At 42.4% G+C, this 26386-nt stretch carries 26 protein-coding genes and 2 other annotated features; of the genes, 1 reads left to right on the forward strand and 25 read right to left on the reverse strand.

All coding sequences use genetic code 11. The features are described 5' to 3' along the window. Positions 1-9 precede the first annotated feature (9 nt). The 21 genes from rpoB to radA all read right to left on the reverse strand — a co-directional run bounded on the left by rpoB (position 10) and on the right by radA (position 20601). Positions 10-3552 carry a DNA-directed RNA polymerase subunit beta gene (gene rpoB, locus IHV12_RS20945; RefSeq protein WP_197134196.1) on the reverse strand — a complete coding sequence of 1181 codons (3543 nt, stop codon included), beginning with the start codon at positions 3550-3552 and terminating at the stop codon, positions 10-12. 291 nt (positions 3553-3843) lie between these two features. After that, positions 3844-4446: a class I SAM-dependent methyltransferase gene (locus IHV12_RS20950; protein ID WP_197192149.1), complete on the reverse strand. Its 603-nt coding sequence runs from the start codon at positions 4444-4446 to the stop codon at positions 3844-3846. A gap of 342 nt (positions 4447-4788) precedes the next feature. Continuing rightward, positions 4789-5154, reverse strand: a complete 366-nt coding sequence (gene rplL, locus IHV12_RS20955) for a 50S ribosomal protein L7/L12 (RefSeq protein ID WP_066237995.1) — start codon at positions 5152-5154, stop codon at positions 4789-4791. Between the two features lie 47 nt (positions 5155-5201). Further along, positions 5202-5702 carry a 50S ribosomal protein L10 gene (gene rplJ, locus IHV12_RS20960; RefSeq protein WP_144704568.1) on the reverse strand — a complete coding sequence of 167 codons (501 nt, stop codon included), beginning with the start codon at positions 5700-5702 and terminating at the stop codon, positions 5202-5204. Positions 5703-5741: 39 nt separating this feature from the next. Further along, positions 5742-5892, reverse strand: a sequence feature (ribosomal protein L10 leader region). A gap of 45 nt (positions 5893-5937) precedes the next feature. After that, complete coding sequence (gene rplA / locus IHV12_RS20965) at positions 5938-6639, reverse strand: 50S ribosomal protein L1 (RefSeq protein ID WP_066390636.1); 702 nt, start codon at positions 6637-6639, stop codon at positions 5938-5940. A gap of 161 nt (positions 6640-6800) precedes the next feature. Further along, positions 6801-7226 (reverse strand): 50S ribosomal protein L11, encoded by a 426-nt coding sequence (gene rplK / locus IHV12_RS20970; RefSeq protein ID WP_066285502.1) that lies wholly within the window; start codon positions 7224-7226, stop codon positions 6801-6803. A 158-nt stretch (positions 7227-7384) separates the two neighbouring features. Further along, positions 7385-7918 carry a transcription termination/antitermination protein NusG gene (gene nusG / locus IHV12_RS20975; protein WP_066390634.1) on the reverse strand — a complete coding sequence of 178 codons (534 nt, stop codon included), beginning with the start codon at positions 7916-7918 and terminating at the stop codon, positions 7385-7387. Positions 7919-7993: 75 nt separating this feature from the next. Then, the gene (secE, locus tag IHV12_RS20980; protein ID WP_197134200.1) at positions 7994-8200 is read right to left on the reverse strand and encodes a preprotein translocase subunit SecE; all 207 of its coding nucleotides are present in this window, start codon (positions 8198-8200) and stop codon (positions 7994-7996) included. A 57-nt stretch (positions 8201-8257) separates the two neighbouring features. Further along, positions 8258-8407 (reverse strand): 50S ribosomal protein L33, encoded by a 150-nt coding sequence (rpmG, locus tag IHV12_RS20985; protein ID WP_197134202.1) that lies wholly within the window; start codon positions 8405-8407, stop codon positions 8258-8260. Positions 8408-8994: 587 nt separating this feature from the next. Beyond that, entirely contained in the window at positions 8995-9645 is a 651-nt protein-coding gene (gene sigH / locus IHV12_RS20990) for an RNA polymerase sporulation sigma factor SigH (RefSeq protein ID WP_066390628.1), read from the reverse strand. A 79-nt stretch (positions 9646-9724) separates the two neighbouring features. After that, positions 9725-10243, reverse strand: coding sequence for an NYN domain-containing protein (locus IHV12_RS20995; RefSeq protein WP_137792248.1), 519 nt, complete (start codon positions 10241-10243; stop codon positions 9725-9727). Further along, positions 10240-11013: a 23S rRNA (guanosine(2251)-2'-O)-methyltransferase RlmB gene (gene rlmB, locus IHV12_RS21000; protein WP_197192143.1), complete on the reverse strand. Its 774-nt coding sequence runs from the start codon at positions 11011-11013 to the stop codon at positions 10240-10242. The genes IHV12_RS20995 and rlmB overlap by 4 nt, the downstream gene beginning before the upstream one ends. Before the next feature lie 3 nt (positions 11014-11016). Further along, the gene (locus IHV12_RS21005; RefSeq protein WP_197134207.1) at positions 11017-11424 is read right to left on the reverse strand and encodes a Mini-ribonuclease 3; all 408 of its coding nucleotides are present in this window, start codon (positions 11422-11424) and stop codon (positions 11017-11019) included. Then, complete coding sequence (gene cysS / locus IHV12_RS21010) at positions 11425-12828, reverse strand: cysteine--tRNA ligase (RefSeq protein WP_197134210.1); 1404 nt, start codon at positions 12826-12828, stop codon at positions 11425-11427. After that, positions 12829-13476 carry a serine O-acetyltransferase gene (gene cysE / locus IHV12_RS21015; protein ID WP_197134213.1) on the reverse strand — a complete coding sequence of 216 codons (648 nt, stop codon included), beginning with the start codon at positions 13474-13476 and terminating at the stop codon, positions 12829-12831. It abuts the gene before it with no gap. 289 nt (positions 13477-13765) lie between these two features. After that, positions 13766-13996 (reverse strand) — a binding site (T-box leader). 56 nt (positions 13997-14052) lie between these two features. Beyond that, positions 14053-15522, reverse strand: a complete 1470-nt coding sequence (gltX, locus tag IHV12_RS21020) for a glutamate--tRNA ligase (RefSeq protein ID WP_197192150.1) — start codon at positions 15520-15522, stop codon at positions 14053-14055. Positions 15523-15768: 246 nt separating this feature from the next. Then, positions 15769-16245, reverse strand: coding sequence for a 2-C-methyl-D-erythritol 2,4-cyclodiphosphate synthase (ispF, locus tag IHV12_RS21025; RefSeq protein WP_197192144.1), 477 nt, complete (start codon positions 16243-16245; stop codon positions 15769-15771). Then, positions 16242-16937 (reverse strand): 2-C-methyl-D-erythritol 4-phosphate cytidylyltransferase, encoded by a 696-nt coding sequence (gene ispD, locus IHV12_RS21030; protein ID WP_197134219.1) that lies wholly within the window; start codon positions 16935-16937, stop codon positions 16242-16244. The genes ispF and ispD overlap by 4 nt, the downstream gene beginning before the upstream one ends. An 18-nt stretch (positions 16938-16955) precedes the next feature. Next, positions 16956-18047 carry a PIN/TRAM domain-containing protein gene (locus IHV12_RS21035; RefSeq protein WP_197134221.1) on the reverse strand — a complete coding sequence of 364 codons (1092 nt, stop codon included), beginning with the start codon at positions 18045-18047 and terminating at the stop codon, positions 16956-16958. Between the two features lie 95 nt (positions 18048-18142). Continuing rightward, positions 18143-19216, reverse strand: coding sequence for a DNA integrity scanning diadenylate cyclase DisA (gene disA, locus IHV12_RS21040; protein WP_066390602.1), 1074 nt, complete (start codon positions 19214-19216; stop codon positions 18143-18145). An 8-nt stretch (positions 19217-19224) separates the two neighbouring features. Then, entirely contained in the window at positions 19225-20601 is a 1377-nt protein-coding gene (gene radA, locus IHV12_RS21045; protein ID WP_197192145.1) for a DNA repair protein RadA, read from the reverse strand. A gap of 106 nt (positions 20602-20707) precedes the next feature. On the opposite strand from radA, the gene IHV12_RS21050 reads away from it, so the two are divergent. After that, positions 20708-20896 carry a hypothetical protein gene (locus IHV12_RS21050; protein ID WP_197192146.1) on the forward strand — a complete coding sequence of 63 codons (189 nt, stop codon included), beginning with the start codon at positions 20708-20710 and terminating at the stop codon, positions 20894-20896. Between the two features lie 170 nt (positions 20897-21066). Here IHV12_RS21050 and clpC read toward each other — a convergent pair whose 3' ends face one another. Genes clpC through IHV12_RS21070 form a run of 4 tightly spaced genes read right to left on the reverse strand, consistent with a single transcriptional unit; the run spans position 21067 to position 25607 of the window. Next, entirely contained in the window at positions 21067-23487 is a 2421-nt protein-coding gene (gene clpC / locus IHV12_RS21055) for an ATP-dependent protease ATP-binding subunit ClpC (protein WP_137792297.1), read from the reverse strand. 14 nt (positions 23488-23501) lie between these two features. Then, complete coding sequence (locus IHV12_RS21060) at positions 23502-24566, reverse strand: protein arginine kinase (protein ID WP_197192147.1); 1065 nt, start codon at positions 24564-24566, stop codon at positions 23502-23504. Positions 24567-24569: 3 nt separating this feature from the next. Next, complete coding sequence (locus tag IHV12_RS21065; protein ID WP_197134233.1) at positions 24570-25103, reverse strand: UvrB/UvrC motif-containing protein; 534 nt, start codon at positions 25101-25103, stop codon at positions 24570-24572. 36 nt (positions 25104-25139) lie between these two features. Next, the gene (locus tag IHV12_RS21070) at positions 25140-25607 is read right to left on the reverse strand and encodes a CtsR family transcriptional regulator (protein ID WP_137792299.1); all 468 of its coding nucleotides are present in this window, start codon (positions 25605-25607) and stop codon (positions 25140-25142) included. Positions 25608-26386 lie beyond the last annotated feature (779 nt).

Genomic DNA, 26386 nt, shown 5'->3' on the forward strand with positions numbered 1-26386 from the left:
TATCCTGTTTTAGTCATTCGAAGTGTAAGACTCAAGATTTAGATTTAATTTCTCGCTTGCCTGATCGTCTTCATCATCAAGCTCTCTCATTTCAATTTCCTTGTCATCTCCAGAACAGATCTTAACGTCCATTCCAAGAGATTGAAGTTCTTTGATCAATACTTTAAATGATTCTGGAACACCAGGTTCAGGAACGTTTTCACCCTTAACGATGGCTTCATACGTTTTCACACGGCCGACAACATCATCGGATTTAACCGTTAGAATTTCCTGTAGTGTGTATGCAGCACCATATGCTTCAAGTGCCCATACTTCCATCTCACCGAAACGCTGACCTCCAAATTGAGCTTTACCACCCAGAGGCTGCTGTGTAACAAGTGAGTAAGGTCCAGTAGAACGAGCATGCAACTTGTCATCAACCATGTGAGCCAGTTTGATCATATACATAACCCCAACTGATACACGGTTATCAAACGCCGTACCTGTACGTCCATCATAAAGTACCGTTTTACCATCGCGAGCCATTCCAGCTTCTTCGATCGTAGACCAAACATCTTCCTCACGCGCTCCATCGAATACCGGTGTAGCAACATGAATGCCTAGCTGACGTGCAGCCATTCCAAGGTGAAGCTCCAATACCTGACCGATGTTCATACGGGAAGGTACCCCTAGCGGGTTTAACATGATGTCAACTGGTGTTCCATCTGGAAGATAAGGCATATCTTCTTCAGGCATAATTTTAGAAATTACACCTTTGTTTCCGTGACGGCCGGCCATCTTATCTCCTTCGTGAATCTTACGTTTTTGCACGATGTATGCACGAACGAGCTGATTCACACCTGGAGGAAGTTCATCGCCATCTTCACGGTTAAACACTTTAACGTCAAGGATGATTCCATCTCCACCGTGAGGAACACGCAATGATGTATCGCGAACTTCACGAGCTTTTTCACCGAAGATCGCATGCAATAGACGTTCTTCAGCTGTTAATTCAGTTACACCCTTAGGCGTTACTTTACCAACTAAGATATCTCCATCTTTAACTTCTGCACCAACACGGATGATTCCGCGTTCGTCCAGGTTGCGTAATGCATCTTCTCCGACGTTTGGAATATCACGAGTGATCTCTTCCGGTCCAAGTTTTGTATCACGCGCTTCTGACTCATATTCTTCAATATGGATCGAAGTATAAACGTCGTCTTTAACGAGACGCTCACTCATGATGACAGCATCCTCGTAGTTGTAACCTTCCCAAGTCATGAAGGCAACAAGAACGTTACGACCTAAAGCAAGTTCACCGACTTCCATTGAAGGGCCATCCGCTAAGATTTCCCCTTTCGTCACGCGGTTACCTGTGCTTACGATCGGACGCTGGTTATAACACGTTCCTTGGTTGGAACGAATAAACTTAAGCATGTTGTAAGTGTCAAGGTCGCCTGAAACTTCCTTGCCATCTACTTCTTTAATGCGGCGTACTTGAACTTGTTTTGCTGTAACACGTTCAACAATTCCTTCGTGCTTACAGATAACTGCAGCTCCAGAGTCTTTTGCTGATACGTGCTCCATTCCTGTACCAACGATCGGTGATTCAGGAACAAGTAAAGGTACAGCCTGACGTTGCATGTTCGCTCCCATTAGGGCACGGTTGGAGTCATCATTCTCTAAGAACGGAATACAAGCTGTCGCAGCAGATACTACCTGTTTCGGCGATACATCCATATAATCGATGCGTTCGCGCTTAACAACAGTGTTATCACCACGGAAACGTGCGATTACGTCTTCGTTCATGAACTCTCCGTTATCACCTAAGATCGAGTTCGCCTGTGCAACTACGTATAAATCTTCTTCATCAGCAGTCAAGTAATCAATACGGCTCGTTACACGACCTGTTTCAGGATCAACCCGACGGTATGGTGTTTCGATAAATCCATATTGGTTCACTTTTGCATAAGAAGAAAGTGAATTGATCAAACCGATGTTCGGACCCTCCGGCGTCTCAATCGGACACATACGACCGTAGTGAGAGTAGTGAACGTCACGAACTTCAAATCCTGCACGTTCACGTGTAAGACCACCTGGCCCTAGTGCAGATAGACGACGTTTGTGCGTCAATTCTGCTAGCGGGTTCGTTTGATCCATGAACTGTGAAAGCTGAGAGCTTCCGAAGAACTCTTTAATCGAAGCAATAACAGGACGAATATTGATCAATGCTTGTGGTGTGATCGCATTTGTGTCTTGGATCGACATACGCTCACGCACAACACGTTCCATTCTGGAAAGTCCGATTCTGAATTGGTTTTGCAGAAGCTCACCAACAGAACGCAGACGACGATTACCAAGATGGTCAATATCATCTGTTGTACCTACTTGATGCAATAAGTTGAAGAAGTAGTTAATAGAAGCAATAATGTCAGAAACTGTGATGTTTTTAATTTCTTTATCAACAAGTCCGTTTCCGATAACATTAATGATTCTTTCACCTTCTTGATCATCAGGTGCATAGATTTTGATAGATTGAAGAGCGATATCTTGATCTTCAGCCACTCCTCCTGCTGGTGTTACGGTTTTAAAGCCTACACCACTCTCAAGAGCAGGGATAATCTTATCTAGCGTTCTGCGGTCAAGAAGCGTACCTTCTTCAGCAATCACTTCACCCGTTTCAGCGTCAACAAGCGTTTCAGCTAGTTTTTGGTTGAAGAGACGATTCTTTATATGAAGCTTTTTATTGATTTTATAGCGTCCAACGTTAGCTAAGTCATAGCGTTTAGGATCAAAGAACCTAGAATCTAATAAACTTTTTGCGTTATCTACTGTTGGAGGCTCTCCCGGACGAAGACGCTCATAGATTTCTAGAAGGGCTTTTTCCGTTCCTTCTGTATTATCCTTATCTAGCGTGTTGCGAAGATACTCGTCTTCTCCAAGCAAATCAATGATTTCTTGATCAGACCCAAACCCTAAAGCACGAAGCAATACGGTAATAGGGATTTTTCTTGTGCGGTCAATACGCACATAAACTACGTCCTTAGCATCCGTTTCGAACTCCAGCCAAGCACCGCGGTTTGGAATGACAGTAGCGGTAAAACCTTTTTTACCGTTTTTGTCGATTTTCTCACTATAGTAAACACTTGGTGAACGAACGAGCTGTGATACAATTACACGCTCTGCCCCGTTGATCACAAAGGTTCCCGTATCTGTCATTAACGGGAAATCTCCCATAAATACTTCCTGCTCTTTTACTTCGCCCGTCTCTTTATTGATCAGACGCACTTTCACACGAAGCGGAGCAGCGTAAGTAACATCGCGCTCTTTTGATTCATCTACAGGATACTTCGGCTCACCTAAGTTATAATCAATAAACTCTAAAACGAGGTTCCCTGTAAAATCCTCAATCGGCGAAATGTCTCGGAACATTTCACGTAACCCCTCATCAAGAAACCATTGATAGGAAGCGGTTTGAATTTCAATTAAGTTTGGTAATTCAAGCACTTCGCTAATCCTTGCATAACTTCTTCGTTGGCGGTGGCGTCCAAACTGAACTAGTTGACCTGTCAACTGCTTCACCCCTCAAATCCAGCGTTTTTTTCGTGTATCATATTTCTATCTAACATTCTATTAAGAAGGTTAGAAAACAAAAAGAAAAAGGGTTTCATATTTTTAAAACCGCAGTTTTCCTATTTTGATAAAAGCTATTATATAATTTTGTCCAACTTTTTCGCATTCTATACGTCTAAACATGAGTAAAAAACGTTGATTTATCAACGTTTTTTCGCTTACCACGAAAAATAAGCAGCAAAATGCGAATCCATTGGCATTTTATAATACTAACATACGGAATTTATCAAGTCAAACTTTTATTGCACGTAAAATATAGTAGCCTTTTTTCTTCGCAACCGTTTCAACTTGTCCGAATAATTGTTCCATTTTGTCCATAGCAGATGGCGCACCTTGTTTCTTTTGAATGACTACCCACAACTCGCCACCAACGCAAAGTTTGTGATAAGCTTCTTCAAAGATTTGATGAACGACTGTCTTACCTGCACGAATTGGAGGATTTGTGATAACAGCAGCAAACTCTTCATCTTTCACTTCCGCAAATAAGTAACTTTTATAGATCTTAACGTTACTCACCTTGTTCTTATCTGCATTCAGCTTAGCAAGCTCAACTGCTCTTTCATTGATATCCACCATTTGAACAACACGATCTTGTTCCGCTCTAGCAAGCGAAAGTCCAATCGGTCCGTATCCGCATCCTACATCTATATAATCACCAGGTACTTCTGGAGGTACAAAGGACTCTATTAAAACACGACTGCCAAAATCTACTTCTTTCTTTGAAAAGACACCAGCATCCGTCGTAAAGCGAAATTTTTCGCCATTTAATGAAAAATCCCATGTTTCTCTTTTACTTTCTGTACCAGGTGTTTCAGAATAATAATGGTTCTTCATCGTTTTTAAACTCTCCTTACCTTCTGATAAAGACAGTATTCCCGTTCCGTAATTCTTTAACGGTCTATCTGCAATGCTTTTACAATGTCGCCTTTGAAAGTAGTTGATTTCCGTTTCAGTTGCTCGCTTTCCGCAGGGCAAGCGCTGAGCCACATTCGTACGTTTCACGTATAAGTGTCTCACCTGCCCGCCTGTCCTGCAGGAGTCTCGCACCTTCCACTTCAATCAACTGTTCAATGAAGAGACAAGATTAGAAGCTGCTAATTTAGAATAAATTTATTCTAAAAAGATTAAGCGAAACAAACAAAAAGGTCCGCCATCGGGCGAACCTTTTCTTTTGAATTACTTAACTTCAACAGAAGCTCCAACTTCTTCAAGCTTAGCTTTGATTTCTTCAGCTTCGTCTTTAGATACGCCTTCTTTAACTGGCTTAGGAGCACCGTCAACAAGTTCTTTCGCTTCTTTAAGTCCAAGACCTGTAAGTTCACGAACAACTTTGATAACTTTAATTTTTGAAGCTCCACCACTTGCAAGAATTACGTCGAATTCAGTTTGTTCAGCAGCAGCGTCTCCACCAGCAGCTCCACCAGCTACAGCTACAGGAGCAGCAGCAGTTACACCAAACTCTTCTTCGATTGCTTTTACTAGGTCGTTAAGCTCTAAAACAGTCATTGTTTTTAAGCTTTCAATGATTTGCTCTTTAGACATTATAATTTCCTCCTTATGGAATGTAAGTTATTGGTTGAAGATAAGGCTTATGCGCCTTGTTCTTCTTTTTGTTCTGCAACGGCTTTAGTAGCCAACGCAAAGTTGCGGATAGGTGCTTGAAGCACGCTGAGTACCATAGAAAGAAGACCTTCTCTTGATGGAAGTTCAGCAAGAGCTTTCACTTCTTCTAGAGACGCGATACGTCCTTCGATTACACCAGCTTTGATCTCAAGCGCTTCGTGTTTCTTAGCGAAGTCGTTAAGAATCTTAGCAGGAGCTACAACATCTTCATTCGAGAATGCGATCGCTGTAGGACCAGTTAAGTGTTCTGCTAATTCTTTAAGGTCATTCTCTTCAGCAGCGCGAACTACCATTGAGTTTTTGTAAACTTTAAACTCGATGCCAGCATCACGTAAAGACTTACGAAGTTCAGTAACCTCAGAAACAGTAAGACCACGGTAGTCAACAAGGATTGTTGATTGGCTATTTTTGATTTTCTCAGAAATAGTGGATACTAACTGCTTTTTTGTTTCTAAAATGCTGCTCATTATTACACCTCCTGTAAAATGATTGCATCACCGCAGGTTTTGTCCAAAAACAAAGCCTCCATGTCGAGACATGGAGGCGTGAGTATCTAAAGTCATAAGTAATTAACTAATGAGCTTACGATGCTTCACCTCGGCAGGAAGATTTAAGCCAGTTGGCTCCTGCTGTCTACGGCATTCATCTGATGCGTTTGTGTTTAACAGTATATAATATAACGGGTCGAAACCCGTTTGTCAACTATCGTTTTACAGCGAATGAAGATGGATTAACTTTGATCCCAGGTCCCATTGTAGAAGAAACAGCTACGTTCTTCATGTAAGTTCCCTTTGCAGCTGCAGGCTTAACTTTCAACAATGTTTCGATGATTGTGTTAAGGTTTTCTGCAAGCTTTTCAGCTTCGAAAGATACTTTACCGATTGGAACGTGAACGTTACCAGTCTTGTCGACACGGTATTCTACTTTACCAGCTTTGATTTCGTTAATCGCTTTTTCAACTTCAAATGTAACTGTTCCTGTTTTAGGGTTAGGCATTAAACCTTTAGGTCCTAGAACACGTCCAAGTTTACCAACTTCAGCCATCATGTCCGGAGTTGCAACGATTACGTCGAACTCGAACCAACCTTGTTGGATTTTGTTGATGTAGTCAGAATCGCCAACGTGATCTGCTCCAGCAGCTTCAGCTTCTTTTGCTTTTTCACCTTTTGCGAAAACTAATACACGTTGAGTCTTACCAGTTCCGTTTGGAAGCACTACTGCTCCACGAACTTGTTGGTCAGCTTTCTTCGTGTCTACACCTAAACGAACTGCAACTTCTACAGACTCGTCAAATTTTGCAGGAGCAGCTTTTTTAACTAGCTCGATCGCTTCTGCAGCGTCATATGCTTTTGTGCGGTCTACTAATTTAGCCGCTTCTTGGTACTTCTTACCTTTGTTTGCCATTGTATTGTCCTCCTTATGTGGTTTAGCGGATATTCCTCCCACTTATTGCACTAAAAAATCAAGTGCAATTACACGCATTGCATGAATAAAGGTTGCGAACCGTTTGACGGGCAGGATATCAATCCATTTACTCGCAACCTAATAGACATCAAACACAGGGATTAGTCTTCGATAACAATTCCCATGCTGCGTGCAGTACCTTCAACCATACGCATTGCAGCTTCAACGCTAGCAGCGTTTAGGTCAGGCATTTTTGATTCTGCGATTTCGCGAACTTTATCACGCTTTACAGTCGCAACTTTTTTCTTGTTCGGCTCACCAGAACCTGACTCGATTCCTGCAGCTTTCTTTAAAAGAACAGCAGCCGGAGGAGTTTTAGTGATGAATGTAAATGAACGGTCTTCGAAAACCGTGATTTCTACCGGAATGATTAAACCAGCTTGATCAGCAGTACGAGCGTTGAATTCTTTACAGAATCCCATGATGTTTACCCCAGCTTGTCCTAGTGCAGGTCCAACTGGCGGTGCCGGGTTTGCTTTACCAGCAGGGATTTGAAGCTTTACCATCTTAATAACCTTTTTAGCCACGCGACACACCTCCTTAAGTCCGTGATGTGGTATTATGGGCCGAAACCCTCCCACTCAAAAATACGCTTCCCCTCCTAAAAGAGAGGAAGCAGTTGATTAGTAATATCAAACATAAAAAATTCTATCACCTTTTTGAAGTGATTACAAGTCTTTTTCCATTATAACTTGCTAACTTGGGTAAACTCAAGTTCAACTGGTGTCTCACGGCCAAACATGTTGACGTGAACTTTCAGCTTCTGTTTTGTTGCATCGATCTCTTCGATCGTACCAACAAAGTCAGCAAAAGGACCTTCTTTTACTTTTACAGATTCCTTGATTTCGAAATCAACTTCAACGCGTGGAGCTTCCATACCCATACCTTTAAGTATATGATCTACTTCCTCAGGCAATAGTGCCGTTGGCTTCGAGCCCGCTCCAGCAGAACCGACAAATCCTGTTACCCCAGGCGTATTACGTACAACGTACCATGAATCATCTGTCATGATCATCTCCGTTAATACATAACCAGGGAAAACTTTCTTCATGCTTGTTTTTGTCTTACCGTTCTTTGTTTCGGTCTCTTCTTCTACAGGTACAAGTACACGGAAAATCTTATCTGTCATCCCCATAGATTCCAAACGCTTTTCCAAGTTTGCTTTTACTTTGTTTTCATAACCTGAATAGGTATGAACTACGTACCAATTTTTTTCCATACGATGGGACCCGTGTCCTTTCCCTCCTAAAATGGATATACTCTAGCATTCTATCCAAAAGAAGCTATATCTAATCTACCCTAAAATAAGCTCAACTAATTGTGAAATACCTAGATCCACAACCCAGAAGAACAAAGCCATAATCACTACAGTTGACAGTACAATCCCCGTATAGCGAAATAACTCTTTTCGCGTAGGCCAGCTAACACGCTTCATCTCCTTATTTACATCGGAAAGAAACTTTGCTGGTGATTTCTTTGTCTTTTCTGCAACATCCGCCATCTTCATAAACCCCCATGCCTTTGATCAATTAACATTTATAAAAAAAGCTTGTTTCGCTTACTTCGTTTCCTGGTGAATGGTATGAGCATTGCAGTAGCTGCAAAACTTTTTAACCTCGACTCGTTCAGGATTGTTTTGCTGGTTCTTCATCGTTGTATAATTTCGTTTCGAGCATTCTTTACAGGCTAAAAAAACTTTTTTTCTCATGCTAAATAAACACCTTTCGTGCGACAAACCCACTCATCCACGTTACAATGTTACTTTTAAAACCTTAACATAGGGGTATACGCTTGTCAATAAAGGGAAAATGACGTTTTGAGAGCTCATTGTGTTGGGAATGTAAGTGGTTGATTATCGTATTAGAGGGTTTGCTTTGTTAGGGATGCAACTCCATTTTGTACTCCAGACAACTTGGCGGTAGCTTGATTAAACAAAATTAATGATAAAAACCATCACTCATCGATAAAAATGTGTGAAAGTCAGCTAAAAATGATTTAGCTAGCTATTTTGTTCTCATGAGCACAATAGTTCTTGCCATTTTCTACTCAAATCAGGTGATTAACGTATACCCACCCTAGTATTCATCCTGCTAATCCATGAAATATGAGCCTTAATTCTAGAAATCATTCAATTAATCCAGCGAGTTTTGGCTATAATCCAGCGAGTTTTGTGCATATATCGGCGAGTTGACAAAATACGATTATCATCAACCCGTCAAATACCCCCACCCACGCGCATACCAGCTAAACAACCTCTCAAACCCAAAAGAAAAAGAGCAGGAACAATCCCCGCTCTTAAGATGATATTTCTCTTAGCTCTAAATAACGCTCTAATTTACGTTTCACTCGTTGAAGCGCGTTGTCGATCGACTTCACGTGTCTGTCGAGATCCACTGAGATTTCCTGGTACGATCTTCCGTCAAGGTACAGCATCAGAACTTTACGTTCCAGGTCACTTAATATTTCTCCCATCTTCACTTCAATATCATCAAATTCTTCTTGATTGATAATCAGTTCTTCTGGATCAGTGACTTTTGTACCGCATATTACATCCATTAGTGTACGGTCAGACTCCTCATCATAGATCGGCTTGTCCAACGACACGTAAGAATTTAACGGAATGTGCTTTTGTCTAGTTGCCGTTTTGATAGCGGTAATCATTTGCCTTGTTATACATAGTTCGGCAAAAGCTTTAAAGGATGACAGCTTGTCCTCTTTAAAATCGCGAATGGCTTTATACAGTCCAATCATGCCTTCTTGAATGATATCTTCCCGGTCTGCACCGATCAAAAAGTATGATCTTGCTTTCGCACGAACAAAGTTTTTATATTTGTTGATCAAATATTCAAGTGCTGCGCTGTCCCCCTCATGAACCAGTTCCACAAGGCTTTCATCTTCCATGAGCTCGTAATCGCTTACTGACCGTTCCTTGAGATCTATGTTCACGACAAATCCCCCCACCAGGTTTTTACCGGCAAAATATAGCAATATTATAGCTCATAGTTCACAAAAGCGTCAAGATTCCTTATTTTTGCCCTCTTCTCCATCTTTCAAATATTTCGGCAATTTCGTCTGAAAGAAGGATAGATGAGGAGGTTTGCTTCCTTTTCCGCTCGCCAACGGACACATGGATATGCTTTTCGATTTCGTCCATCTCATTCTTTAATTCTCTCGCAGATTTTCTTAATGCGCCCTTACCAAAAATCTGCCACTGTTCGGTTGAATCTGAAGTTGCTACGTAAATTCGCGTATCTATTGATTTTAACTCTCCGACCAAACGTTCAATCCGCTCATCTGCCGTTTCGTTCTCTCTTGTAAAAATGACTTCAACGCGGTGGTTTTTCGTTTTTTTCTCTGTGCCAGGTGTGAGATGGGCATCAAATACGACGATTACTTGATACCCAGTCGTCCCCTGGTATTCTGCCATATATTCGATCAGCAGGTCTCTTGCTTTGGCAAAATCCGATGTTTTTAAGCTCCGTAATTCGGGCCAAGCGCCAATGATGTTGTAGCCATCAACAATCAAATAGTGGCGGGTTTTCATTTTCGCGCTTCTAACGGATTGCGGTTACGGTACACTTCATACATCAAGAGACTAGCAGCAACGGATGCATTAAGCGAGGTAACCTTCCCTTTCATCGGAAGCTGAACAAGGAAATCGCACGTTTCTGATACGAGTCTTCCCATTCCTTTTCCTTCGCTTCCGATCACAAGACCTAAAGGCATGTCCCACTTTGCTTGTCTGTAGTCATCTTTCCCTTTCATGTCTGCGCCGGCAAACCACATACCGCGGTCTCTTAACTCTTTCATCGTTTGAACAAGATTCGTAACACGAACAACCGGAATGTATTCGATCGCACCCGTTGAAGCTTTTGCTACTGTAGCGGTCAATCCTACTGAACGTCTTTTCGGAATAATGATGCCATGTGCACCAACTGCATCAGCCGTACGCATGATCGAACCTAAATTATGAGGATCTTCAAGCTCGTCCAATAAAAGAAAGAACGGCTCTTCTCCTCTTTCTTCTGCAATTTTAAACAAATCATCAATCTCTGCGTATGAGTATGCTGCTACACCAGCGATTACACCTTGATGGTTGCCTCCCCCGCTTAATGAATCGAGCTTTTGCTTCGGTACATATTGCACAAGGACATTTTGTTTTTTCGCCATTGAGACGATCGTACTTACCGGTCCTTTTTGAGATCCTTCACCTACGAAGATTTTATTAATATCACGGCCTGAACGAAGTACTTCCATCACTGGATTTCTGCCGATGATCAATTCTTGTTCTTTTTGTTCTTTTGCTTCACTCATCTTTTAGACCTCCCCCTTTTTATTATCTGATAACACATATTCCATCATGTTCGCTAAACGTTCATGGTTATTTAACAGATAGAGATAACCGATGATCGCCTCAAAGCTTGTTGCATGCCGGTACGTTTGAACATCCGTATTTTTCGGAACGGTTCCTTGGTTCGCATTGCGCCCACGCTTAATAACAGCGACCTCTTCTTCTGTAAAATAGTTTTCTTCAAGCAGCTGAACGACCATGCTCGCTTGCGCTTTTGCTGAAACAAACTTCGTGGCCGATACGTGGAGCTTGTTCGGCTTCACCTGTCCATTACGGATAAGGTGTTCACGCACGAACTGCTCCATCACCGCATCTCCCATATAAGCAAGCGTGGTTCCGTTCAATTGTTTAATATCTGCGTCCGTTATCTTCATTTACTTATCTCTTTTCCACCGTACACCTTGTGCGGTATCTTCCAAAATGATGTTCTGTTCTTTTAGCTGATCACGAATTTCGTCAGCGCGAGAAAAGTTCTTTTCTTTACGCGCTTGATTACGTTCTTGAATGAGAGCGTCAATCTCTTCATCTAACAATTCCTCTTCTTTATGAAGAGTAAGTCCCAGCACACCCGCAAGCTCATCGAACAGAGCGATGAACTCTGTAATAACGGCTTTAGAAGTGTTTTTCTCTTGCAGATATACGTTCGCTTCTCTCGAAAAATCAAAAAGATGAGAGATCGCGTTCGCCGTGTTAAAATCATCATCCATATCCGTGATGAATTTCTCTCTAGTCTCTTTAACAAGCTGAGTCCATTTTTCTGTATCTACAGATAGGTCTGCCGATACACTCAAGCGGTGTTTTAAGTTTTCATAAGACGTACGGATTCTATTCAACCCTGCCTCTGCCGCTTCTAACAACTCTTGACTGAAGTTGATCGGATTGCGGTAGTGTACGGCCAGCATAAAGAATCGGATAACTTGCGGATCCTGCTGTTGCACAAGATCATGAACAAGTACAAAGTTCCCAAGTGATTTGGACATTTTTTCGTTATCAATATTAATATACCCATTATGCATCCAATACTTAGCCATCGGAGCTTCATTTAATGCTTCCGATTGTGCGATCTCATTCTCGTGATGAGGAAAAGCTAGATCTTGACCGCCGCCATGAATGTCGATCGAGTCACCTAAGTATTTTTTCGCCATAGCGGAGCATTCGATATGCCAGCCTGGACGACCTTTCCCCCAAGGGCTCTCCCAATAGATCTCCCCATCTTTCGCTGCTTTCCATAGCGCAAAATCAAGTGGATCTTCTTTTTTCTCTCCTACTTCAATTCTCGCACCAGATCTTAAGTCATCGATCGATTGATGAGAAAGTTTACCATAGCCGTTGAACGAACGCGTCTTGAAATAAACATCTCCCGCTGCTTCATAAGCAAAACCTTTTTTGATGAGGTTCTCGATAAAATCAATGATCTCTGGCATCGTTTCTGTTACACGCGGATGTGCGTCAGCTTTTTGTACGCCTAGTGCGCAAGTATCCTCATGATACGCATGGATGAACTTCTCGGCGATCGTTGGGACATCGCTTCCCATCTCATTAGCCGCTTTAATGAGCTTATCATCAACATCCGTAAAATTGGAGATGAACTGCACATCAAAATCTCTGTATTCCAAGTACTTTCTCACTGTATCAAAAACAATAGCCGGTCTCGCGTTACCGATATGAATATAGTTATATACAGTCGGTCCGCACACATACATCTTCACTTTTCCTTCTTCTAACGGGACAAAAAGCTCTTTTTGACGTGTCATCGTATTATAGATTTTAATACCCATTTAGACATCACTCCCTTTTTTCAATCTTTCCAGTTCGTTACACATTCTTTTTAACTCGTCGTGCATTTCTCTAAATTTATCAGCTACCGGATCAGGCAGATCGCGATGATCAAGTTCGCATCCTACTTTAATGCCATCCTTAATCACGACTCTTCCTGGTATTCCAACTACTGTGGCATCAGGCGGAACGTGTTGAAGAACAACCGATCCTGCCCCAACTTTTGAATTTTTTCCGATGGTAATGTTACCCAGCACCTTGGCTCCTGTAGCAACAAGAACATGATCTTCAAGCGTGGGATGCCTTTTACCTTTTTCTTTTCCCGTACCTCCGAGCGTAACACCCTGATAGAGCGTCACGTCATTGCCGATGATACACGTTTCGCCGATCACAACACCCATGCCGTGATCGATAAAAAAGCGTCTGCCGATCTGGGCTCCTGGGTGTATTTCGATACCGGTAAAAAAGCGGCTGATCTGTGAGATTAAACGAGCTAAAAACAGCCAGTTTCGTTTGAATAACTTATGTGCTAATCTATGGGCCCAAACTGCGTGGAGTCCAGAGTATGTTAGGAATACTTCGAATGAACTTCTAGCTGCTGGGTCTTTCTCAAAAACAACCTGAATGTCTTCTCTCATGGCTGAAAACATGTTCTCCAACCTCCTTGCATAAAAATATCGTGCTTTTACTGTGAATACAATGTTGCCTTGGAAGAGGTTGATTTCCGTTCCAGGTGCTTCGCTTTCCGCGGGGCGTGCGGTGAGCCCCCTGCCGCTTTGCGCCTTTAGGGGTCTCTCCTGCCCACTCGTCCTAGCCTAGAGTCTTACACCTTCCACTACAATCAACTAGCCAAAGTTGAAAAAAAGTGATTCATAAGCAAAATTGTTTAGATCTAATCTAAGCATTAGAAAATAAAAAACGCCCCTGTGCCAAATATGACACAGAGACGTATGGATAAACGCGGTTCCACTCTGTTTAACAGGCTTAATTTAAAACTCACCTGTTCCCTTAAGCTCCATAACGGGGAGTTGCCGCCCAAACCTACTAAAACTTTCGGCAAGGGACTCCGAGGGGCACTTCAGCAAGCATTTTCATGAACCACTTTCAGCCGGTGATGGCTCTCTCTACTATGAAAAGGCGCTAGCCTACTTTCCTCATCTGCGTTTTACATGTTTTTTATAAGTTTCTTTTACTATATTATAATCTTTGCAAAATGTGTACTTTTATTACTTTTTAATTTGAGTCAGTACAGCATTTACGCGCTTTGTAATCACATCTTTACCGAGAAGGGACACGGCAGCAGGCAGATCTGGACCATGTTGCTGACCAGTTGTTGCCACACGAATCGGCATGAACAAGTTCTTCCCTTTTTGACCTGTTTCCTTCTGAACAGCTTTCATCATCGCCTTGATGTCTTCCGCTTCAAAAGAATTACTGTTTTCGATCTGAGTTAAGAACGATTCCATAACGGATGGAACCCCTTCACCTTGTAAGACTTCAAGTGCTTCTCCTTCATACTCGATCTCTTGTTTGAAGAATAGTTCCGTTAAGTCTACGATTTCAGCACCATAGCTCATTTTTTCCTGATGAAGAGCGACAAGCTTTGTGATCCATTCCTGTTCTTCAGGACTTGGGTTTTCTGAAACTCTGCCCGCTTTTACTAGGTGAGGCATACACAACTCAACGATACGAGCTACGTCTTGCTGTTTCATATATTGGTTGTTCAGCCATTCTAACTTTTGCGTATCAAAAACGGCAGGAGCTTTGGATAGACGGTTCGGATCAAAGATCTCAATAAACTGCTCACGGCTGAAGATCTCTTCTTCTCCACCTGGAGACCAGCCTAGTAGAGCTATAAAGTTAAACAGTGCTTCTGGCAAGTATCCTAAATCTTTGTATTGTTCGATAAACTGAACGATCGATTCATCACGTTTACTCAGTTTTTTACGGTTTTCATTCACGATCAATGTTGTATGACCGAACTTCGGATGAGAAAAACCAAGCGCATCATAGATCAATAACTGCTTTGGTGTGTTTGAGATGTGATCATCCCCACGAAGTACGTGAGAGATCGCCATTTCGTGGTCATCGATAACAACAGCGTAGTTGTAAGTTGGAATTCCATCTTTTTTTACGATAACAAAATCACCAAAGCCGCTTGATTCAAACGACACTTCACCTTTAACCATGTCATCAAACGTAATCGTACGGTCCTGAGGAACTTTAAAACGAATGCTCGGACGACGACCTTCTTCTTCTAGAGCCGCTTTTTCTTCAACTGATAAGTTTAGACAGCGTCCATCATAAACGGGAGTATCGCCTTTTGCCATCTGCTCTTCACGAGAAGCCTCAAGCTCTTCTTCTGTACAATAACAAGTGTATGCAAGACCTTTTGAAAGTAGTTCATCTGTATACTTTTCATAGAGATCTAAACGTTCCATCTGACGATACGGACCGTAATCTCCTCCGATATCAACACTTTCATCCCAATCCATACCGAGCCATTTCAAATGATCCAGCTGACTCTCTTCTCCGCCTTGAATGTTACGCTTCTGGTCCGTATCTTCAATACGAATAATAAATTTTCCGCCAGTGTGGCGTGCATATAGATAATTGAATAGAGCTGCACGTGCATTCCCTATATGTAAGTGTCCCGTTGGACTTGGTGCATAACGCACTCGAACTTCGTTTGCCATCATGTTTCACCTCTATAATTTTTTTCTTCTTTAGATGAATGGTTGGATCGTTTGACGGATCCTCTTCACTGAAAAGTTGATTGGAGTGCAAGGTGCGAGACTCCTGGGGGATCAGCGGGACAGGTGAGACTCTTAATAGCGCAGAGCGCTAAGAGGCTCACCGCACGCCCCCCGGAAAGCGAGCAACCTGGAACGGAAATCAACCGCTCCCTTAAACTCCATAGCCTTCCTTCTACAGCAGTATAACTATGCCTTCTCTATCAACACTACCGCTTGAGCTGCGATTCCCTCTTCGCGTCCGGGAAATCCTAGCTTTTCAGTCGTCGTCGCCTTCACGTTGATTCTATCTACATCAACATCAAAAATACCGGCGATCACTCCGCGCATCTCTTCAATGTACGGAAGCATCTTTGGTTTTTGAGCAATGATCGTACAATCTATATTACCTAAAGAATAACCTTTTTTCTCAACCAATTTCCAAGAATCGAGCAACAAGCGCTTCGAATCTGCGCCTTTGTAAGCTGGATCTGTATCTGGAAAGTGTTTCCCGATATCTCCTTCACCTGCTGCGCCTAATAATGCATCAGTAATGGCGTGCAAAAGAACGTCAGCATCAGAGTGCCCTAAAAGTCCCTTCTCATAAGGAATCGTTACACCGCCAATGATTAACGGACGACCCTCACTAAAGGCATGTACATCAAAACCCTGTCCGATGCGCATCATGCTTTTTCCCCCTGTCTCTCTAACAAAATGGCTTGTCCAAATAACAAGTCATCAGACGTAGTTAATTTTATATTATGATAGTCTCCCATTACAATAGCGACTGTTTGTCCAATTCGTTCCACTAGGCTTGCGTCATCCGTTCCAATATAGCCTTCTTCGTCTGCCTTTCTGTGTGCATCCATTACGATAGAAAGACGAAAAGCTTGCGGGGTTTGAACAGCCCACAAGCTGGAACGGTCGATCGTTTCTTCCACTACATTCTCTAATACCCGCTTGACCGTATCCTTAACAGGAACAGCTAACACGGCAGAGCCTGTATCTCGTGCCGTGTTAATGAGTTGTAAAATAGAATCATGTGTGATGAAAGGCCGTGCTGCATCATGAATGAGAACGAGGTCTACATCTGTAGGTACGACCTTCAATCCCTCATAGACACTTTGCTGACGTTCTTTTCCGCCTGGAACGATTTTGCGCACTTTTTTGTATTGGAACGACTCTACAAAGTCTTGCATCTGCTGCAATTCCTTTTCACTGCCGACAAGAATCACACCCTCGCAATGCGGATCGTTTTCAAACACAAGTAGTGTGTGCGCGAGAACTGGTTTTCCTAAGAGCTCGATCCACTGCTTAGAGATCCCAGCATTCATGCGTTTACCTTGTCCAGCAGCAGGAATGACTGTCCAATAATTCACGTGCTTCCCCACCGTTCGTTACAATGCTTTTTCTAATAGTTTCTTTTTGGCAAAAATCATTCTACCCGCTGATGTTTGAAGTACGGATGTAACAACAACATCAATCGTTTTTCCTACATAATCGCGACCATCTTCTACGACGATCATCGTTCCATCATCCAGATAGCCTACACCTTGACTCTGTTCTTTTCCGTCTTTGATCACTTGTACAACAAGCTCTTCGCCAGGAAGAACAACGGGTTTTACCGCATTTGCAAGGTCATTAATATTTAGTACTGCAACGTTTTGCAGTTCACATACTTTGTTCAAGTTAAAATCATTCGTAACGACGACACCGGATAACAGTTGAGCGAGCTTTACAAGCTTGCTATCAACTTCTGTTACCTCTTCAAAGTCACCTTCATAGATTTCAACTTTCATAGAAAGCTCTTTTTGAATACGATTTAGAATATCAAGGCCACGGCGCCCTCTGTTACGTTTTAAAACATCTGAGGAATCAGCAATATATTGCAATTCTTCTAAAACAAAACGAGGAATGATAAGCGGACCTTCTAAAAAGCCAGTTTGACAGATATCAGCCACTCGGCCATCGATAATGACGCTCGTATCTAAAATCTTATACTTACCACCCGGTTTTTCGATCTCTGCTTCTTTTTTTCGTTCTTTCCCTTGGCTTTTCAAAGAGAACAGCTGAATCAACTCGTCTCTCTTTTTAAAACCTACTTGAAAGCCTAAATAACCGAGCAGGAATGTGATCGCGATCGGCAGGATCGAGCTGACCACAACAATATCCATAGAGCTTAACGGTGACTGGATTAAAAAGGCTACGATCAGTCCGATAATAAGTCCCATCGTCCCGGATAAAAGATCAGTTGCTGGAGCTTTTACAACCGTCTCCTCAGCCCAGCGGATTAAACCTACTACGTAATCGGACAGCCAGAATGTAGATAAAAATAATATAAGTGCACCAATCACTGCCCCGACATATGGGGATGTTACTTGATTCGGAAGATCACCGAAATTAAGTACACGAATGAGATCTGGTATATATAGATAGCCTAGCATGCCCCCTATTACGATGAAAAATAGTTGAACAATTCTTTTTAGCATGCCTGATTCACCTCCCCTAATCATTATTTACAAAATGACCGTATTAAAAACGTGCAAAAAATAGAAAATTCCTTTTTTTACTCAGAATGTTCCATTTAGATATGACGATCGACGAAAAGCTGTTCCTGAATGCGTTTGAGACCTTCTTTTACTTTTTTGGCACGAATCTCACCGATACCCTCTACCTCGTCCAATTCATCGATGGACGCACGCAAAATTTGCGGAAGGTTTTCAAATGCATCTGTTAAATTCTCAATAATAACAGCTGGAAGCCTTGGAATCTTGCCAAGAATACGGTATCCGCGTGGATGAATCGTCTCATCCTGCATATTCATACCGGCTGAGAAGCCTAAAAGTTTCATAATAACGGATTCATCAAATAATTCTTCAGATGATAGTTTGTTCAATTGGCGAAGAATCGCATAAGGATCACTTTCACGATCTTTCATATAGTCCTTTATTAAAAGCAATGCTTCTTCCTCGATGTTAGAAACGAGCTCCTCCATCTGGATTCGAATCAGTCTTCCTTCAACACCAAGTTCATTAACATATTTAATAATCTCATTTTTTATGCGTAAAACCATCTCAATTCTGTGAATAACTTGTGTAACTTCTTGGAAAGTCACTAATTCTTCAAATTCTAGCGCTCCAAGGTTCGTAACACTTTGGTCAAAAACCACTTTATATTTCTCAAGCGTTTGAATCGCTTGATTCGCTTTCGTCAAGATCACACCGATCTCTTTTAGTGAATAACGAATCATCCCTTGATATAGAGTGATTACGTTACGACGTTGAGAGATAGAGATCACAAGGTTGCCTGTTTGGCGCGCAACACGTTCGGCGGTTCTGTGACGAATCCCCGTTTCTGTAGACGGAATCACCGTATCTGGAATGAGCTGTGTGTTCGCATACAGAATTTTAACAGCATCTTCATTCAAAATGATCGCACCATCCATCTTGGCAAGTTCATATAGTGATGCGGGTGAGTATTTGCAGTTAATAGAGAAACCTCCATCAACGATTTCTTTTACTTTATCGTTATATCCAACAACGATCAGTCCACCAGTGTTCGCTCGCAGTACGTTGTCGATTCCTTCCCGAAGTGGTGTCCCGGGAGCAACTAGCTGTAGCATTTGGCTTATGATTGCTTCTTTTATCGCATGGTCCATAATATGCTTTACCCTCCTAACGCTGCTTGTAACGCCTCATAAACGGTCGATACTCCGACGACTTGTATTCCTTTTGGAACCGTCCAGCCACCTATATTTTTATCAGGAATAATAGCTCGCGTAAAACCTAATTTTGCAGCTTCATGTACGCGCTGCTCGATACGGGAAACCCTTCTAACCTCTCCCGTTAATCCTATTTCTCCAATCATAACATCTGTTGGCTTTGTTGGTGAATCGCGAAAGCTTGAAGCGATGCTGATCGCAACAGCAAGATCGATCGCTGGCTCATCCAGCCGAACTCCACCTGCAACATTCAGATACGCATCCTGGTTCTGAAGCAGCAGTCCGACTCTCTTTTCTAAAACAGCCATAAGCAGCGATACACGGTTGTGATCGATACCCGTAGCCATCCTTCTAGGATTACCAAAGCTCGTTGGTGATATTAAAGCCTGAAGTTCTACTAGCATCGGACGCGTTCCTTCAAGAGACGCAACTACTGTCGAACCCGCTGCCCCTTTCGAACGTTCTTCTAAAAAGATCTCAGAAGGGTTTAATACTTCTTCGAGGCCGACTTCCTTCATTTCGAAAACACCAATTTCATTCGTAGAGCCGAAACGGTTCTTAACTGCTCGTAAGATACGGAAAGTATGATGTCTTTCACCTTCAAAGTACAATACCGCATCTACCATATGCTCTAAAAGACGCGGTCCAGCGATATTTCCTTCTTTTGTAACATGTCCAACGATAAATACAGCAATACCTTTCGTTTTCGCCATACGCATCAAATGTGACGTACACTCTCGTACTTGCGATACACTTCCTGGAGCTGAAGTCACTTCAGCCCGATAGACGGTTTGAATCGAGTCGATAATCATTACAGAAGGCATCACATCTGCCATCGCCTGCTCGATCAGCTCTAGATCTGTTTCTGATAAAACAAACAAGTCCTTTGCTCCGATATCTAAACGATCTGCACGCAGCTTCGTCTGTTTAACAGATTCCTCACCAGATATGTATAGAACACGCTCTCCTCTTTGTGCAAGCTGCGCTGATGTTTGCAGCAATAGTGTGGACTTACCGATTCCGGGGTCTCCTCCAACTAAAACCATTGAGCCTGGAACGATCCCTCCACCTAAAACACGGTTGAATTCCTGATAGTTTGTCGGTATGCGCGGCTCTTGCTCACTTTTTACATCTGCTATTGACTGGGGTTTCTGTTTTACGTTCTTATCTCCACCAGAGGTTAATCCTCTTATATTTTTTTCAGGTCGAATCGTTTCCTCCACCATCGTGTTCCACGCATGGCACCCTGGACATTTCCCCATCCATTTCGGAGATTCATAACCGCAATCTTGGCAAAGAAAGATTGATTTTACTTTAGCCATCTAAAAAACTCCTCTTCCGAACTTAACACTTTAATATCTATCTATTTCATAACCTTTAGTTTCTAGTTTCAGACGCTTCGAGTAATTGATACTTTTAAGAGACTTCATGGAAAGGTTGATTGGAGTGGAAGGTGTGAGACTCCTGCGGGACGAGTGGGCAGGAGAGACCCCTAAAGGCGCAAAGCGGCAGGGGGCTCACCGCACGCCCCGCGTAAAGCGAACACCTGTAACGGAAATCAACCACTTTCAAGGCATCATTGTATATCAATATAGGTTTACTAATTTAACAAGTTAAACACTGAAAATATCAAGATTTATTCACTAATATCATAACATAAAACCTAACAACTACTTCCATTTGAGCTCTGCAAAAAAAGGCGAACAGCTAATATTATTTCGACAAAAACCCGGAGGACATGTCTGTCTTCCGGGTCTTTTGTAGGATATTCTCATATGTGGTAAAAGTTAGACTGTTTGAACTACAAAATCGTTCTCTTCAACATCAATCTTAACGGTCTGCCCTTTGTTGATATTTCCTCTTAGAAGCTCTTCAGATAATCGATCTTCAATCTTACGCTGTAGGGCACGACGCAATGGACGAGCTCCGTAATCTGGATCGTATCCTTCTTCCGTAATCTTTTCGAGAGCGGCTTGAGTCAACTCGATCTCAATTCCTTGATCACTTAAACGTTGTTTCAGTGATGCAGCCATCAAGCTAACGATTCTTAGCAAGTGCTCTTTTTCTAAAGAATGGAACACGATGATCTCATCAATACGGTTCAAGAACTCTGGACGGAATGCACGCTTCAGTTCATCCATTACCTTAGACTTCATATCGTTGTATTTTTGACCTTCGTTATGAACAGCAAACCCTAGTGAACGGTTACGCTTAAGCGTGCTCGCTCCTACGTTTGAAGTCATGATTACTACCGTGTTGCGGAAATCGACTGTACGTCCCTTAGAGTCAGTAAGACGACCATCTTCTAGCACTTGAAGCAAGATGTTGAATACTTCAGGATGCGCTTTTTCGATCTCATCAAGCAAGATAACAGAGTAAGGCTTTCTTCTAACTTTCTCTGTTAACTGGCCGCCTTCTTCGTGTCCAACATATCCTGGAGGCGATCCAACGAGACGGGATGTTGTATGCTTCTCCATGTACTCCGACATATCGATACGGATAATCGCATCTTCATCACCAAATAGTGTTTCGGCAACAGCTCTTGCAAGTTCTGTTTTACCTACACCTGTTGGTCCTAAGAAGATGAACGAGCCGATCGGACGCTTCGGATCTTTCAAACCAGCACGTGCTCTTCGGATAGCTTTAGAGATTGCCGTAACAGCCTCAGACTGGCCAATAACACGATCGTGCAAAATCTCTTCCATCTTCAGAAGGCGTTCTGTTTCTTCTTCAGCAAGTTTAGAAACCGGAACTCCCGTCCAAGACGATACTACTTGCGCGATATCTTCTGGTGTTACTTCTGTGTTTTCTTTACCTTGCTTCTCTTTCCAAACATCCTTCGTCTTTTCTAACTCTTCACGAAGGCGTTGCTCAGAATCTCGAAGTGAAGCCGCTTTTTCAAATTCTTGACTCTGAACAGCCGCATCCTTCTCTTTACGAACTTCCTCGAGCTTTTGTTCAAGCTCTTTTAAGTTCGGTGGAGCTGTATATGAACGAAGACGAACTTTTGAAGCCGCTTCATCAATAAGATCAATCGCTTTATCTGGTAAGAAACGATCTGAGATGTAACGATCAGATAACTGAACAGATGCTTCAATCGCTTCATCCGTAATCGTTACACGGTGGTGAGCTTCATAACGATCGCGAAGTCCTTGAAGAATTTGAATACTTTCATCCTTCGTTGGCTCGTTAACCGTGATCGGCTGGAAACGGCGCTCAAGCGCTGCATCTTTTTCAATATATTTTCTGTACTCATCAAGTGTCGTAGCACCGATACATTGAAGTTCGCCGCGGGCAAGAGCTGGCTTTAGAATGTTAGATGCATCAATCGCACCTTCTGCTCCACCTGCACCGATCAAAGTATGAAGTTCGTCGATGAATAGAATGATATTTCCTGCCTGTCGGATCTCATCCATTACTTTTTTCAGACGATCTTCAAACTCACCTCTGTACTTCGTTCCTGCTACAACTGTACCCATATCAAGCGTCATAACACGCTTATCACGAAGTGTTTCTGGCACTTCGTTATTGATGATCTGCTGTGCTAGACCTTCTGCGATAGCTGTTTTACCAACACCAGGCTCCCCGATCAAAACAGGGTTGTTCTTCGTACGGCGGCTTAGAACTTCAATAACACGCTGAATTTCTTTCGCACGCCCGATTACTGGGTCTAGTGTACCTTCACGAGCAATCGCTGTTAGATCACGCGCTAAGCTGTCTAACGTTGGGGTGTTGGCACTAGCAGATGAACCTCTATGACTAGAAGAAGATTCATTGCTTCCTAGTAACTGCAGCACCTGCTGACGCGCTTTATTAAGGCTGACACCAAGGTTGTTTAGTACACGAGCTGCAACGCCTTCTCCTTCACGAATCAAGCCTAATAGAATGTGTTCCGTTCCCACGTATGAATGTCCGAGTTTACGAGCTTCATCCATGGAAAGTTCGATCACTTTTTTAGCACGAGGCGTATAGTGAATCGTTTGAACAGCTTCCTGACCGCGGCCGATCAATGTTTCCACTTCTTTTTGAATCTTTTCTGGCCCTAGTCCAAGAACTTGAAGAGCTTTCGCTGCAATTCCTTCACCTTCACGGATCAAACCAAGCAGGATATGTTCTGTTCCCACGTTATTATGACCTAATCGAATCGCTTCTTCTTGTGCTAAAGCTAAAACTTTTTGTGCTCTCTCTGTAAAACGACCAAACATCATACTCGTCACGCTCCTTATCGGTTTTCCAATTTTATTCTTTCTCTGATTAGAGTGGCTCTTCTTATGTCACGTTCTTCTGGAGTTAGAACTTCACCTGCATATTGTTGAAGAAAACCTGGTTGTGTAAGTATCATAAGTTCATTGAGTATCGTTTTTGAAATCCCAGGTAAAATCTCTAAATCAATGCCAAGCCGCACATCTGATAAACATTTGGCAGCTTCTTTTGATTGGATGATCCGGCAGTTCTCTAACGTTCCCAGTGAACGGAATAACTTGTCTTCAAGCTGTAATTTCAATCCATCCTGCAGCTGTTTGCGAGCTGCTCGTTCTTGTTGGATGACCTGCATGACGACACCTGCGAGATCTTCCATTATATCCTCTTCCGACTTGCCCAGTGTCATCTGATTTGAAATTTGAAAAATGTTTCCTTGCGCCTCGGTACCTTCCCCATAGATGCCTCTCACCGCTAACCCTAGCTGATTGATCGCCGGGATGATGCGGCTCATCTTTTTTGACAGAACGAGCGCTGGGAGATGCATCATAACAGAGGCTCGAAGTCCAGTTCCTACATTCGTCGGACAGCTTGTTAAATATCCTCGTTTTTCATCAAACGCATAATCAACGTTTTTTTCGAGTCTATCATCGATCTCATTCGCCCGTTGAAGCACTTCTTCTAGTTGAAAACCTGGTGCTAAACATTGAATGCGTATATGATCTTCTTCATTTACCATGATGCTCACTGATTCATCTGCATTCATGAGAACCGCACCATATTTCGCTTGCTCAGCTAAATTGGGACTGATCAGATGTTTCTCAACAAGTACCCGTTTTTCAACAGGCTTTAACTCCTCCATCATCAGCATTTCAAGATTTTCTGCTTCTTCGCTCTCTTCACTAATACATGTCGAGATCGTTGATATGACTTCATGCGCCGATTCTTTATCTGCCGCGATGGGAAAAACATATTGATGAATATTTCTTGCAAGTCGGACACGGCTCGAAAGAACAATATCCGATTCTGGCCCCTCCCGTTTCATCCAGGGACTGATCGCGTCACTGATAAATCGTTCCAAAGACATCGGTTACGTATCCCTCCCCTGTTGCAAGCGGTGCTCGATCTCTCTGATGACATCTCTTGTTTCAGCAGCTCTTTCAAATTCCTCATTTAATATATACTGCTGCAAAGCTTGCTTTAATTGCTGAAGCTGCTTTTTTTCTTGAATACTGCTTCCTGCACGGAGTGGAATCTTCCCTGCATGCAAGGTGTTACCACCATGAACTCTTTTAAAAATTGGATTCAGTTTCGACTCAAACGCTTTGTAGCAATTATCACACCCAAAGCGGCCGATCTTCGCAAACTGATAATAACTCATCCCGCATTTTTCACAGCTTAACGAGGGCGGAATGAAGTTAGATGATGGTGTGTTCGGGACATGTCCATCACCGTGTAAAAGTCCAGAAAGCAATTGGTGAATGGAAAAAGAATTCGACCCCGGCAAGAATTCTCCTTTTTCTTTGGCACAATGTTCACAAATGTGAAATTCAGTTTTCTCCCCATTTATGATTTTTGTAAAATGCAATGACGCTTCACGTTCATGGCACTCTTCACAATTCATTCTGCTCCCTCCCTTTATATAGAATGAAAAAAAGGGCTATGTGGTTCGATATTTTAACGTTTTTATCATAGCTTTTAATAATTCTGCTCGTAATTCATCTCGTTCTGGAAGGTTAAGTTTTAAAATAGATCTGTCCATCACACTCAGCATAAGTCTCGCTTCTCGTTCTGAAACGATCGTTTCTTCCATAAGTCTCTTTATTACATTTTCTGCGTTGCCTTGCGATATCCTTTCACCAATCAAGGTGGTTAAGTGATCAATTAAGTGGGCAGAGCTTTCGGTACGGACCTTCATGATCCGAATATAACCTCCTCCACCTCTTTTACTTTCCACTACAAACCCCTTTTCAATCGTAAATCTCGTGTTAATAACGTAGTTTATTTGAGAAGGAACGCATTGAAACCTTTCAGCAATATCCGTCCGCTTAATTTCAATGGACGGATCATTAGAGCTTGAGAGAATTTGCTTTAAGTAATTTTCAATTACATCTGAAATATTCCTCATTTCCCCTCCCCCTTCTGACTTTGACTAACTTTGACTATAGTTATATTATAGCCTGCTTTTTTCCCAAAATGCAAATCTCTATCCACCATTATTGCCTCCTGGTTACCTTCTTAACCTGTATGATTCTGTCGAAAAGATGATGCTTTTGGAGGAGGATGGAAGTGTGCTTTAAGATGAGAAGAGTCAGATAAGCCGTTGATGGATGTCGAAATTTCGATAAAAAGTTTTATCGTGAAATTATGATGCTTATCCGTGAATATATGGAGAATTACCGTGAATAAAATCCCGATTACCGTGAAATTATGTGGAGTTTAGGTTGATGGGGAGAGCTGATTAGGGGTTTTGAGTGTGGCATCTGAGGTGTTTTTGTGAGTTTTTGGCTTGGATGATGGTTGTGGGAGCTGCTTGAGGGGCTTTTGGGATGAATTTTGGAGCTTTTGCTGAAGAATATCGCGAGGTGGAAGATGGTTTTTGGCCATCTTCTTCGTATTTTGAGGGTTTTGAGAAGCGTTAAGCGGGCCTTTTGCGAATACCACGCTAGGTATCTCCTGGCTCTAATTAAGTCTAAATAAGAAAAATTAAGTCAAAATGAGAGCGAATTAAGTCGGAACAGACCACAATTAAGTCTAAAAGCAAAAATAAAGGCGGTTCGCTAAATCTCGACAACCGCTCTCAGCCAGAACCAAGCGCTATACCCCCGAACCCGAGCCTTCCATCCCCAGCCCCCATAATCAGAAGTTTGGCAATCGCCAAACCACCTTTCTTCTTTTCTATCTTTT

The sequence above is a fragment of the Fictibacillus sp. 7GRE50 genome (assembly GCF_015903875.1).
GTDB lineage: Bacteria > Bacillota > Bacilli > Bacillales > Fictibacillaceae > Fictibacillus > Fictibacillus phosphorivorans.

Bases quoted from the DNA above. Each gene is read 5' to 3' on its own strand.
- IHV12_RS20950 (WP_197192149.1), bottom strand. From the start codon at position 4,446: ATGAAGAACCATTATTATTCTGAAACACCTGGTACAGAAAGTAAAAGA.
- rplL (WP_066237995.1), bottom strand. From the start codon at position 5,154: ATGTCTAAAGAGCAAATCATTGAAAGCTTAAAAACAATGACTGTTTTA.
- rplJ (WP_144704568.1), bottom strand. From the start codon at position 5,702: ATGAGCAGCATTTTAGAAACAAAAAAGCAGTTAGTATCCACTATTTCT.
- rplA (WP_066390636.1), bottom strand. From the start codon at position 6,639: ATGGCAAACAAAGGTAAGAAGTACCAAGAAGCGGCTAAATTAGTAGAC.
- nusG (WP_066390634.1), bottom strand. From the start codon at position 7,918: ATGGAAAAAAATTGGTACGTAGTTCATACCTATTCAGGTTATGAAAAC.
- secE (WP_197134200.1), bottom strand. From the start codon at position 8,200: ATGGCGGATGTTGCAGAAAAGACAAAGAAATCACCAGCAAAGTTTCTT.
- rpmG (WP_197134202.1), bottom strand. From the start codon at position 8,407: ATGAGAAAAAAAGTTTTTTTAGCCTGTAAAGAATGCTCGAAACGAAAT.
- IHV12_RS20995 (WP_137792248.1), bottom strand. From the start codon at position 10,243: ATGAAAACCCGCCACTATTTGATTGTTGATGGCTACAACATCATTGGC.
- rlmB (WP_197192143.1), bottom strand. From the start codon at position 11,013: ATGAGTGAAGCAAAAGAACAAAAAGAACAAGAATTGATCATCGGCAGA.
- IHV12_RS21005 (WP_197134207.1), bottom strand. From the start codon at position 11,424: ATGAAGATAACGGACGCAGATATTAAACAATTGAACGGAACCACGCTT.
- cysS (WP_197134210.1), bottom strand. From the start codon at position 12,828: ATGGGTATTAAAATCTATAATACGATGACACGTCAAAAAGAGCTTTTT.
- cysE (WP_197134213.1), bottom strand. From the start codon at position 13,476: ATGTTTTCAGCCATGAGAGAAGACATTCAGGTTGTTTTTGAGAAAGAC.
- gltX (WP_197192150.1), bottom strand. From the start codon at position 15,522: ATGGCAAACGAAGTTCGAGTGCGTTATGCACCAAGTCCAACGGGACAC.
- ispF (WP_197192144.1), bottom strand. From the start codon at position 16,245: ATGATGCGCATCGGACAGGGTTTTGATGTACATGCCTTTAGTGAGGGT.
- IHV12_RS21035 (WP_197134221.1), bottom strand. From the start codon at position 18,047: ATGCTAAAAAGAATTGTTCAACTATTTTTCATCGTAATAGGGGGCATG.
- disA (WP_066390602.1), bottom strand. From the start codon at position 19,216: ATGGACCATGCGATAAAAGAAGCAATCATAAGCCAAATGCTACAGCTA.
- radA (WP_197192145.1), bottom strand. From the start codon at position 20,601: ATGGCTAAAGTAAAATCAATCTTTCTTTGCCAAGATTGCGGTTATGAA.
- IHV12_RS21050 (WP_197192146.1), top strand. From the start codon at position 20,708: ATGGAAAGGTTGATTGGAGTGGAAGGTGTGAGACTCCTGCGGGACGAG.
- clpC (WP_137792297.1), bottom strand. From the start codon at position 23,487: ATGATGTTTGGTCGTTTTACAGAGAGAGCACAAAAAGTTTTAGCTTTA.
- IHV12_RS21060 (WP_197192147.1), bottom strand. From the start codon at position 24,566: ATGTCTTTGGAACGATTTATCAGTGACGCGATCAGTCCCTGGATGAAA.
- IHV12_RS21065 (WP_197134233.1), bottom strand. From the start codon at position 25,103: ATGAATTGTGAAGAGTGCCATGAACGTGAAGCGTCATTGCATTTTACA.
- IHV12_RS21070 (WP_137792299.1), bottom strand. From the start codon at position 25,607: ATGAGGAATATTTCAGATGTAATTGAAAATTACTTAAAGCAAATTCTC.